Origin of the sequence: Candidatus Symbiopectobacterium sp. (genome assembly GCF_020054415.1) — a bacterium.
Taxonomy (GTDB): domain Bacteria; phylum Pseudomonadota; class Gammaproteobacteria; order Enterobacterales; family Enterobacteriaceae; genus Symbiopectobacterium.
This window is the reverse complement of the sequence record NZ_JAHWCO010000652.1, coordinates 1-2409: the sequence shown is the minus strand read 5'-3', so window position 1 is coordinate 2409 and position 2409 is coordinate 1. Positions and strand designations below refer to the sequence as shown.

4 protein-coding genes and 2 pseudogenes are annotated in these 2409 nt (G+C 50.4%); 2 read left to right on the top strand and 4 right to left on the bottom strand.

All coding sequences use genetic code 11. The features are described from left to right. The first annotated feature begins 49 nt into the window (after positions 1 to 49). A complete protein-coding gene (locus QZ506_RS18885; RefSeq protein WP_291973106.1) occupies positions 50 to 184 on the top strand; it encodes a hypothetical protein in 135 nt (44 codons plus the stop codon). On the opposite strand, the gene QZ506_RS18880 is transcribed toward QZ506_RS18885, so the two are convergent. From QZ506_RS18880 to QZ506_RS18870, 4 genes and pseudogenes are all read right to left on the bottom strand, one after another. Then, positions 136 to 585, bottom strand: a complete 450-nt coding sequence (locus tag QZ506_RS18880; RefSeq protein ID WP_291973104.1) for a DUF4880 domain-containing protein — start codon at positions 583 to 585, stop codon at positions 136 to 138. The two genes, QZ506_RS18885 and QZ506_RS18880, sit on opposite strands and share 49 nt — an antisense overlap. A gap of 8 nt (positions 586 to 593) precedes the next feature. Then, entirely contained in the window at positions 594 to 1118 is a 525-nt protein-coding gene (locus QZ506_RS18875) for a sigma-70 family RNA polymerase sigma factor (protein WP_291973102.1), read from the bottom strand. A gap of 141 nt (positions 1119 to 1259) precedes the next feature. Beyond that, the gene (locus QZ506_RS21720; RefSeq protein WP_367273039.1) at positions 1260 to 1403 is read right to left on the bottom strand and encodes a hypothetical protein; all 144 of its coding nucleotides are present in this window, start codon (positions 1401 to 1403) and stop codon (positions 1260 to 1262) included. Between the two features lie 9 nt (positions 1404 to 1412). Continuing rightward, positions 1413 to 2150, bottom strand: a pseudogene (locus QZ506_RS18870) (TonB-dependent siderophore receptor). A gap of 87 nt (positions 2151 to 2237) precedes the next feature. On the opposite strand from QZ506_RS18870, the pseudogene QZ506_RS18865 reads away from it, so the two are divergent. Then, a pseudogene (locus QZ506_RS18865) lies at positions 2238 to 2345 on the top strand (IS1 family transposase); the annotation flags it as partial. Positions 2346 to 2409: the final 64 nt, after the last annotated feature.

Genomic DNA, 2409 nt, shown 5'->3' with positions numbered 1-2409 from the left:
TATGCTGCGTAGCCATAAAGGCTGCGGATTCCCTTGACGTAAAATCAGTATGTTAAATCCAGAGCGTGGTGATGCATCCCGGAGCGATCAGCATTTTAATCCAAAACATGCGTGTCATAACAGCATTATTCCCTATTATTCAACAAAGCCGCGCAATGCGGCAATCTTTCCGTCCTGGTCGTAGCGTGTGAACGTTGAATCGGTATTCAGGTTTAGCGTCAGCACCTCTGCCAGCACCCAGCTGCGGTTTTCCCCCTTGGCGGTGCGATAGTCCACAGCATAGGTTTCCCAAGGGACGCTATAAGCACCGCCATCCAGCAGCGTCATCAATGCCAACAGTCTTAACAGGTGACGTCGTTCGGTTCCCTGACTGTTTAATACGCTGGACGCCACTGGGCTCTCGACGGAATGAAAACAGGTATGTATCTGCTCGACACGCGGCCACGCCTGCTGGTGCAACGGGTGGCTATTCAGCCATTTCTGCCAGGCATGGCGCTCGTTTGCTGTGCAATCATCCGCGTAGAGAATGGCATACCATTCGGCGGCATCGTAGAACACATCCTGATGAATATCGTCAGATCGCATGGCCGAAATTAGCGATCCTGACAGGTCAAGCAAGCGAACATCGCCTGTATCATGTATTTTTTCACCATACTATCGGAGACACCAAGGCGATCGGCCACTTGCTGGTACGTCAGTCCATCAATATGCACCCAAAGAAACGCCTGCCTAGCCTTGGCAGACAGCGTACTGAGCATGCGGTCTATCTCCAGCAGTGTATCAATAATGATGGCATGCTGCTCCAAAGACGGCTCCGTCTCAAGCTGCTGTTCCGCCAACACCTGCAAATAAGCATTTTCAATATCGCGCCGCCGCCAGAAATTCACCACCAGACCGTGGGAGACAGTGGTCAACCAGGCGCGGGGTTCACGCAGTTGGGTGGCCTGCTGCGTGCTGACCAGACGCACGAAGGTATCCTGCGCCAGATCGGCTGCCTGCTGCGAGCATCCCAAACGCCGACGCAGCCACGCCTGTAACCAGACATGGTGCTCGTGATAAATTCGCTGTACTGCTAGGGATTCGACGGGGTCAGCATAGGTAGCAGCGTGACCGTTCACGTTGTGTCTCATTTAATGATAATGAAATGATTTTTATTATCATTAAGTGCAAAGTCAACAACTATCGGCAAATCAGCGCTAAATGAAAAAACCCCGCTTATGGGTAGGGTTTATCATCAATCAATATCATCGAATCCGTGATTACCAGCGGTAGCTCAGGTTGGCATTGAACACGCGGCCTTCACCGTAGTAGCACCAGTAGTTGCACACGCTGACATATTCGCGGTTGCTGAGGTTGGTGGCGTTGACCTGCAAGCGCCAATCCTTGGTGAAGTCATAGGCCACCATGGCATCCTAAAGGGTATAGGCCGGAGCCTTCAGGTTGGGGTTTTCCTTTGAGTCACCAAAAGAACTACCGACATAACGCACACCCGTTCCCAACGATAATCCGGAGAGTGTTCCTTGGAACGCATAATTCACCCAACCGGACGCTTGTTGTAATGGCTGCTCAACAATGCGTTTACCCACTTCGGCTTGATCAAGTGATTTGGTGGTCTCGACTTTGCCGTAGTTGTAGTTGCACAGCACAGTCAAGCCGTGCGCCACCCCACCGCTCATTTCCAACTCTATGCCGCGAGAGCGAACCTGCCCGGTTTGTGTTGAGATGCTGAGATGTTCAGGATCGGTAGTCGGCACGTTATACTGAACCAGATTATACAGAGCAACTGTCGCGTAGCCGTTGAAGCCGTGCGGCGTATACTTCATCCCCACTTCAGTCTGCTTGCCCATTGATGGTTTATAAGGGTTGTTCCTACCATCTACACCCGCCACCGGCATAAAGGATTCTGCATAGCTGATATAAGGCGAAACGCCGTTATCAAACAAATACATCAATCCAGCGGTTTTAGTAAACTTGTCGTCATCCTTACGGGTATCTGCGCCGCTGGTAAGATTCTGATCGCGCTATTTTGCTTTATCGTAACGACCGCCAATCAAGGCAATCCAGCGATCGTCATAACGAAACTGGTTCTGAACGTAGTAACCGATTTGGTGGCGTCCAGCGCGGTGAGAATATAAGTCGTTGAGCGGCAGAACTGCATTACCATAGACAGGTTAAACGGTCGTGTATTCAATATGTTGATTGCAGTGTGAAATGTCCGGTTTTGGATGTGGAATACAGTGGCTAAAGTTGATGTAAGATGCCCATTTGGTGAACAGACATCTCCTGTGAAAAAACACGGTTATGGCAAAAGTGGCCATCAGCGTTACCGTCGTCAGTCATGCAAACACGGATGGCTACAGGGCTTACAACGACGAACTTCCAAAAGTAAAACACATTGTTAGCAAGCTG

Bases quoted from the DNA above. Each gene is read 5' to 3' on its own strand.
- QZ506_RS18885 (WP_291973106.1), top strand. From the start codon at position 50: ATGTTAAATCCAGAGCGTGGTGATGCATCCCGGAGCGATCAGCATTTT.
- QZ506_RS18880 (WP_291973104.1), bottom strand. From the start codon at position 585: ATGCGATCTGACGATATTCATCAGGATGTGTTCTACGATGCCGCCGAA.